At 59.3% G+C, this 7,631-nt stretch carries 9 protein-coding genes; 3 read left to right on the top strand and 6 right to left on the bottom strand.

From position 1 onward, the window contains the following. Positions 1-19 precede the first annotated feature (19 nt). Entirely contained in the window at positions 20-412 is a 393-nt protein-coding gene (locus K1X75_18180; protein ID MBX7059995.1) for a hypothetical protein, read from the bottom strand. 133 nt (positions 413-545) lie between these two features. Here K1X75_18180 and K1X75_18175 point away from each other — a divergent pair, with 133 nt between their 5' ends. Together K1X75_18175 and K1X75_18170 are read left to right on the top strand one after the other, a co-directional pair. Next, positions 546-776 carry a ferredoxin gene (locus tag K1X75_18175; GenBank protein MBX7059994.1) on the top strand — a complete coding sequence of 77 codons (231 nt, stop codon included), beginning with the start codon at positions 546-548 and terminating at the stop codon, positions 774-776. Positions 777-867: 91 nt separating this feature from the next. Continuing rightward, the gene (locus K1X75_18170) at positions 868-1,962 is read left to right on the top strand and encodes a DUF2817 domain-containing protein (protein MBX7059993.1); all 1,095 of its coding nucleotides are present in this window, start codon (positions 868-870) and stop codon (positions 1,960-1,962) included. 16 nt (positions 1,963-1,978) lie between these two features. On the opposite strand, the gene K1X75_18165 is transcribed toward K1X75_18170, so the two are convergent. From K1X75_18165 to K1X75_18145, 5 genes are all read right to left on the bottom strand, one after another. Beyond that, positions 1,979-2,710, bottom strand: coding sequence for an endonuclease/exonuclease/phosphatase family protein (locus K1X75_18165; protein MBX7059992.1), 732 nt, complete (start codon positions 2,708-2,710; stop codon positions 1,979-1,981). Positions 2,711-2,867: 157 nt separating this feature from the next. Further along, positions 2,868-3,344, bottom strand: coding sequence for an LEA type 2 family protein (locus tag K1X75_18160; GenBank protein MBX7059991.1), 477 nt, complete (start codon positions 3,342-3,344; stop codon positions 2,868-2,870). After that, a complete protein-coding gene (locus tag K1X75_18155; GenBank protein ID MBX7059990.1) occupies positions 3,341-3,817 on the bottom strand; it encodes an LEA type 2 family protein in 477 nt (158 codons plus the stop codon). The genes K1X75_18160 and K1X75_18155 overlap by 4 nt, the downstream gene beginning before the upstream one ends. A gap of 5 nt (positions 3,818-3,822) precedes the next feature. After that, a complete protein-coding gene (ilvB, locus tag K1X75_18150) occupies positions 3,823-5,529 on the bottom strand; it encodes a biosynthetic-type acetolactate synthase large subunit (protein MBX7059989.1) in 1,707 nt (568 codons plus the stop codon). 127 nt (positions 5,530-5,656) lie between these two features. Beyond that, the gene (locus tag K1X75_18145; GenBank protein ID MBX7059988.1) at positions 5,657-6,652 is read right to left on the bottom strand and encodes a hypothetical protein; all 996 of its coding nucleotides are present in this window, start codon (positions 6,650-6,652) and stop codon (positions 5,657-5,659) included. 182 nt (positions 6,653-6,834) lie between these two features. Between K1X75_18145 and K1X75_18140 the strand changes: the two genes are divergently transcribed. Further along, positions 6,835-7,631: hypothetical protein (locus K1X75_18140; GenBank protein ID MBX7059987.1), on the top strand; the 797-nt coding region annotated here is incomplete at its 3' end.

The raw sequence follows: 7,631 nt of genomic DNA, 5'->3' as shown, positions 1-7,631 counted from the left end.
GCCGGCTGCTGCCCGGATCTCACAATTGGTCCGGCCTCTTGCCAGGTCCCATGTTACAGAAAAGTCCGGCCGTAACTGCCTGTTCCACGGAGAGATTGGCAGCGCCGGCTACCAGCAGGATTTGCTCACAGGATTCAATAGAACTGTTAAGATAATCGCGGTCGGTTTTGATTCGGGTCGTGAGAAACGCGGTGTAGGGAGGGATCAGGCTTGCTTGCTGGTTTGACTGGTATTGCAGCGAGTAGCCGATCAATACCGCAGACTGCAATCGATCCTCGGCTTCGCTCCCGCTACGATAGTCCTCGTCTGTAAGATAGCGCGCTCCATCCACCAGGTACGAGCAGGAAGCGATGGCCGGCAATAGCGTCGCTGCCAGAAGCAGGCGGCGAAGGATCAACGTAGAGCAGAACATGACGGATTTGAGCTCGCTATCGGCCGACGGCAAGAGTCTTTTGGCCTGCGGCGGCCTGGCGGCCAGACTCTGGCCTGAGGTCGCTTCTCTTGACGCCGCAACCGGCGCCTCGACTCTGCCGTTCGAATTAGCCATGGCCGATCGAAACTACAAACAACCGGAAAACGTAGCAGGCAAATACTACGTCGATACCACTTGCGTTCCTTGCCACAGCTGCATGGACGAGGCCCCCGGCCTCTTGCGCTATGCCGATGGCGAAAGCCACGTATACTTTTGCAAACAGCCCGAGAACGAAGAGGAAGAGAAGGCCGCCCGCTTTGCCATGCAAGCCTGTCCCACCGAGGCCATTGGCGACGACGGCTGAAGCTGAAAGCTTTCGAAGTGATGACAGGTCCGTGTTTGACGGCTTTCTCTGACCAAGTTGCGGTGGACTTCAACACGTTGGCGCCTTTACTTTGACTGCAGTGGACGGCGAGGCCTATTTCCCGGAGAATTTTCGCCAGGCCTCACGCCGCTTTCGTAGCGCCGCCCGCGCCGCCGGCGCGCGCTTGAAACGGCTGGAGACAGGCGGTCGCGGTCCCGGCGGCGAGAAACTGGCCATCGACATTGCCGTGCTTGGCAATCGCGACGCAAAACGAGTGCTGCTGCACTCTTCAGGCGTCCATGGCGTGGAAGGCTTCGCGGGATCGGCGATTCAACTTCGCTTGCTGGAGCAAATGCCCGATCCGGGGAAAGACGGCGCAATTGTTCTCGTGCATTGTGTGAATCCCTATGGAATGGCGCACCTGCGAAGGGTGAATGAACACAATGTTGATCTCAACCGAAACTTTCTGAAGCGCGGCCAACACGTCGAGGCCGGCGCCCATGCTGGCTATCATATTCTGCACAAATTGCTCAATCCAGAGAGCAGGGGGAGGCTGGATTTACTGACGCTGCCGCTGCTCTGGCGCATACTACGACATGGCTGGGAAACAATCAAACAAGCCGGAGGCCAGGGGCAGTACCTTTACCCGCAGGCGCTTTTCTTTGGAGGCGAGGATCTGGAAACCGGGCCGCGCCTGCTGCTGCAATGGATGAAGAAGCAGTTTCAGGGCGCGGAGCGCGTACTTGGAATTGATGTGCACACCGGCGTCGGCGAAGGCGGCGAGGACTGGCTGATCGTCGATCGCAACCAGGGCGGCGCCTACCACCAGCTGCTGCTCGACCGCTACGGCGCCGCGCGAGTTGATGACGCTGCCAGCGAATTGCGGAAAACCTATTTGAACCTTGGCGGACTCGATGCCGGAATTGTGCGCGCTACTCGCAAATGGAAGCGCTGCGTGGTGGATTTTGTAACGCAGGAATTCGGCGCGGCCGGCGGACGACAGCTGTTGCGGGCATTACGCGACGAAAATCGAGCCACGCAATATGATCAAGCCGACGTCGAGCATTCGGCGCGCATCCAGTTGCGAAATAGTTTTACTCCGCTTGATGTAGGTTGGCGTCGGAAGGTTCTCAAGAACGGACTGCAGCTGGCGGAGCAGTCGGCCGCTCATCTCTTTGGCCGCTGATGCGCCTGGCAGGACATCAGGGCGGCGGCAGTCTGAATTGCAAGACCAGCGGGAAATGATCCGAGGCCTCGGAGGGAACGCTGCCGACATCAATTACTTCCAGCCCTGTCGAAACGAAGATATAGTCCAGTGTGATGGCCGAAGGCAAGGCCCAGCGCCACGGAAGCGGCGCCTGCTGACGAACGCTTTCAAGCGGAAAGGTATCGTCGTTACAGGGCAGCCAGCCTCCATCCGCATCTTCATAGCCAGACTCAGCCATCAGCTCATACTCATCGAGTCCGGCAAGCGCCGGCGCGCCGCGCAGCATATTGAAATCGCCCAGAATAACCGTCGGATTGTCTGCTCGCGGCGCTCCAGCAAATCGCAGCAGATCGCGTAGCTCACGCTTTCGAAGGGCCGAATATCGCCGATTGAGGTCCAGTCCGCCGGCAACATAGGGCGTAAGATGCAATGTTATGAATGTGACCTGGCGTCCACGGATTCGCGCCGTAACGCGCAAAGCGCGCCGCGATCGGCCAAGCGGAATCTCATTCCTGCCGACGATTTGACCGCGCACCAGTATGGCCAGACGCCATGAATTCTGACCAAAGGTAACGTAAGCCGAGCTGTTGACGGTCTGATAGCCCAATCGAGCGGCAATCGCGGCAGCGCTCACCGAAGAGCCCGAAGCGGCCACCTCCTGGAGGGCGACCAGGTCGGCATCGATCCTCTTGAGGGCGTCCACAATTCCGGGCAGGCCACGCTGCATGTAGTGAGTGTTGTAGGTGACAGCGCGGATTTCGGACGCTGGCCGCAGCCCAGGACCTGCGCACGCAAGCGCTAGAACAGAAAGTAGCAGCCAGAGCTTCGCCAGGGAAAATGGGCCGAAGGAAAACGGCTTCAGCCGCTTTGCGACAGCAGAGGATTCAGCGGCGCAACGCATTCTCTACCGTGAATGGAAGGGGGAAAGTTCCCAGCGCGCCATCCATATAGGCGACGCCTTCGACGCGGTAGCGGATTTCGCCGCTGCGCCCCAGAATACTGAGCAATTCCAGCCCCAGTTGCGCCGGCGATCCGCGGAAATCCAGTTCAATCGTCCGCGTCTCACCGGGAGGAATCGTCGTGGGCGTTTGATTCTTGCCGTCGCCCAGGCGGCGGTCCTCTAGAAAAAGAGCAAAGTCGAGACGATCCAATTGCGCTTCGCCATCGCCAGGATTTTCGACCTGCAATTGAAGCTTAAGCTCGATCGCCAGCAGCGAGGCGCGCACCACCTGAACATTCTGCAGACTGAAACGACAGCGCTGCAGATTTTGACGCCTCTGCAAATCGGCGCAGCTCGCAGACAAGAGCGTAAGTGCAACCAGCGAAACGCAGCCAAGGATACGTTGCAAGCGACAAGTCATAGCGCCGCCCCCAGTTTCAGAAGGTCGCTAATATCGATGGGCGCCGCAAGGTCGCCAAAGAAGGTTTCCACATGCGCCGCGCCCGCCACGCGCACCTGCAGCTCCTGCCCGTTCAACAACGCATAGAATAAGGTCTGCCCCAGCTCGCTCAATGCAATTGTAAGCTGCAGGTTCAGCTGCCGCGTTTGGCCGGGCGGGGCCCGCAGCGACTCCTGCGTTTCCACAAAGGCTGCCCGTCGATCGCGCAAATAGAGATTGAGCTCGATGCGATCAACCTGCGCTTCGTAGGGGCCGGGATTCTCAACCGCAATGTGCAAGCGCAGAGAAACATGATCGAGATTGGCTTCCGCCAATTCCAATCCAGTCAGGTGGAACTTGCAATTTCGCAGCGCTTCCCGTTTGCGGTATTCGCTGCATTGCGTCGCCGCGACGGCCAGCAGCGCCACAAGGAGGATAGCAAGTCGGCGCCGCATCGTACTTACCCGCGCGCCTTGCGCTCCGCCAGCAGCTTCTGGATGTCCTTGAATTGCAACATATCGCGCTGATCTTTGCCCGCGGCGACCATCGGGAAGACTTTTTCATCGGACGGGATCATTGCTTCCAGAACATAGGCCTCGTCGTCAGCCAGCATCTCCGCCAGCGCGTCCTCAATTTCGTCCGGCCGGTGGATGCGCTTGCCGCGAATGCCGTACGCCTCGGCCAGCTTAACGAAATCTGGATTGAACTGCCATTCGGACTCGGCAAAGCGCTCGTCGTAAAAGAGCTCCTGCCATTGCCGGACCATCCCCAGAAAGTTATTGTTCAACAACAATACCTTCACTCCCAGATTGTACTGGCGAATCGTTGCCAGCTCTTGAATACACATCTGGTAAGAGCCGTCGCCGGTCACACAGACAACCAGATCCTTCGGCCTCGCAAATTTTGCGCCAATGGCCGCCGGCAACCCGTAGCCCATGGTGCCCAGTCCGCCGCTGGTCAGCCAGCGGTTTGGTTCATCGAAGAGGTAATATTGCGCGGCCCACATCTGGTGCTGTCCGACATCGGTAGCAACGATAGCCTTGCCCTCGCTGAGCTCATACAGCCTGCGCAATACGCGCTGCGGCTTGATTGCTTCTGAACTTTCCTCGTATGCCAGAGGAAACTCCTGCTTGTAGCCTTCCAGATGATTTACCCAGGGCGAGCGATCACGCTTCTCGATGAAAGGCAGCAGCGATTGAATGACATCTTTCAGATCGCCGCTCAGGTAGTGGTCCACCTTGACGCGCTTGTTGATCTCAGCCGGATCGATGTCCGCATGGGCGCGCACGGCCTGCTGCGCAAATTGTTGCGCATTTCCGGCAACGCGGTCGTCGTAGCGTGCGCCAAGGCTGATCAAGAAATCGCATTCCAGAATCGCCTTATTCGCCGTCGCCGTTCCGTGCATGCCAGGCATGCCCAGGCTCAAGATGTGCGTTCCCGGGAAGGCGCCCAATCCCATCAATGTACAGCTTACCGGGCTCATAGTCTTTTCAGCAATCTGGCGCAATTCACGGGAAGCCTGGGCGTTGATTGCGCCGCCGCCGGCAAGTACCAGCGGACGCTCGGCGCGATTCCAGGCCTCCGCCAGAGCTTTGAGGTCTCCCTGTACGGGCGCGCGGCGCAGGAAACGCTCGCCCAGACCAGGCTGGCCGCGCAATTTTTCCGTCGGCTGTGTTTGCACGTCCTTGGGAAAGTCGACGACCACTGGACCTGGACGACCATTCTGACACATCAACCAGGCCTCTTCGAACAATTGAGCCAGATCATCCGAGTTCTTAACCAAGGCATTGTACTTAGTAATTGGTATGGTTATGCCAAAGAAATCCGCCTCCTGGAAGGCGTCGGAACCGATCGCAGTGCTCGGCACCTGGCCGGAGATAACAAACAGCGGAATAGAATCGAGTTTGGCGTCGGTCAGTCCGGTGACGGTGTTCGTTGCGCCGGGACCGCTGGTTACGACCACCACTCCCGGACGACCGCTGGCCCGCGCAAATCCCTCCGCCATGTGCACGGCGCCTTGCTCATGGCGCACCAGGATGTGGCGAATCTTGCTGTGGTAGAGCTCATCGTAAAAGGGGAGAATCGCACCGCCCGGGTAGCCGAAGACAAGGTCAACGCCGTGGCTCTGCAGCAGATCCACCATCAGTTGTGCACCGGTCTTTTTCATGATTTTCGAAGCCTCCCCGCACGCGCAGCGGCGAACGGCGCCAGCATCGCCGCGCACGCACCGGGGGTCAAATGCGACGCGCTTAATTTACCGGCCGCCCTGTCAGGGCGCACAGCAAATTTGGGCTTCAGAAGAGCAGCAAATAGGCGGCCGCGAGGATAAGGGTCAGACCGCCGGCGGCAATTGCCAGTGGGACGCGCAGCTCCGCCAGACTGATAGCGCCTGCGGCGGTCGTTGCCGGCGCCTTCTTTTGAGCGCCCGCCTTTTCCGAGGCGCGGGACGCGTCGATGTGGGCCTGCTGGGCGGCGGGCAGTTTGATTTTGACCAGCGGCTCCTCTTCCAGGACATAGCCCTGGACCCCTCCCGGCAATTCGAGCAATACAAGTACGCCCTGATCGGTATGCTCGACTGCGCTTACCTGCGCTTCCAGCTCCGCTTCCTCTTTTGAGGGGATCAATTGCAGGGATTGTTCCATATCATCGCCCGATGCCATCGCCGCATCCTCTGACCCCGATCGGGCGCCGCGGTACTGACGAGCCTCGACGCTCTCTGGATCGCCAAAGCGAACAAAGACATCCATCCCTGCCTGCAGCTCCGACAGCGGCAGGCCGCGAACGGCGGACACCAGAAAACGTAGCGGCAGACGACCCGCGAGTCGTGGATCGCTTTCGCTTGCCGCAGGGGCAGTCTCCTCAACCTCAGCCGCTACGGGCTCGACCACCCGCAAGGGCATTGCCTCGACTTTCAGCTCGCCGCCGCGAATGCCGAGATTGAAAAACATTTCGGTCTGGATATCGTAAAGGACGCCGTCGTTAGCCCGCCCTTCGGCTACCTTCCGGAAGCGCTCAACAAAGTCGTGCCGGCGCGAAAGGCGTCCCAGGCAACGATCGAAATCAGAAGTCGAGGTCCGATCGAGATTCCCGGAAAAGATCAGCGTATCCTTCCAGGAAGAAAACTGACTGTAGGGCTCCTGCATCGGTCGATCACGAAACTCGCCGCGATCGCCAGCCACAGCCTGGTATTCCTTGATTCCTCCTCCGTCCGGAGTAAAAAGCAAGGCGCCAAGGTAGTACATTCCTGATTCGCTGCGCAGGCGAATACGAACCACTTGATTCTGCAGCATGGTTTGCATAGATGAGGGCAACTTGTCGAATTAGACGGCCCAAAGATTCGATGAACGCCACAGCCGCCAATTTTTTGCAAAAAAATGCCGCCTCCGTCAGGTTCCTGGCGGGATTCTGCGTCGGGCCACAACCTGTGGGAAATGCTGGCCAACGCCGCCACCGATTCCAGCAATTGACTGCAATGCGGCGACATCTCTTACTGTGGTTTCTCGGCGCCCTGTTCACTTTGCCAGTGGGCGCTTGCGCGACCTCAGATTGCGCAGCTGCCGACGCCAATTGCAATGACCTCCAGGCGCTCCTTTTGTATGGCCTGCAAGCGCGGTACGTTACGGTGGGCGCCGGCGGAATCATCGCCGTCGGCAGCTCGCCAACCAGCTGGACAGTGGCCAGCCCGGGCGCTGGAAATCTCAACGCTGTAGCCTACGGGAGCCGCGGTTTTGTAGCCGTGGGCGCCGCTGGCCAAATCTGGCATAGCATTGACGGTCGGCCCGGAACCTGGTTTGCCCGAAGCTCTGGAACCACAGATAATCTAACCGGCGTTGCGGCCTCCGGCGGAACCTACATTGCCGCAGGCGGCATTGCCCCGAATCCTCGTATCCTGCGATCGACCGATGCGATTCAATGGACCGATGTGACGGCGCCCATCGGCCAGCCTCTTCTGCAAGCCGCCTACCTGCCGGTTAGCGGCGGACAATTTGTTGTAACCGGATTGAACGGCGCCAGGGCTGTGTCGGCCAACGGCATCAACTGGACAATTTTCTCGCCGGCCTCTGACAATCTGCTGGGCGGCATCGCCTACGGCAACGGTCGCGTGGTCTGCGGTTCGGATTCTGGCGTAGTATTTTCCGGAGACGGAGTGGCGACAATGGCCGCGCTAGGATCGGTGAGCGGCGCTGTCACCTCTGGCGTGGTCTTTTATCGCGGCGCATTTCTGATGGCCAGCGACGGCGGCGAGGTATATCGGAGCGCCAGCGGAAT

The organism is Leptospirales bacterium, from assembly GCA_019694655.1.
In the GTDB taxonomy this organism is placed as follows: domain Bacteria; phylum Spirochaetota; class Leptospiria; order Leptospirales; family Leptonemataceae; genus SSF53.
Note: the sequence above shows the minus strand (reverse complement) of the source record. Positions and strands in the feature narration are given on the sequence as shown.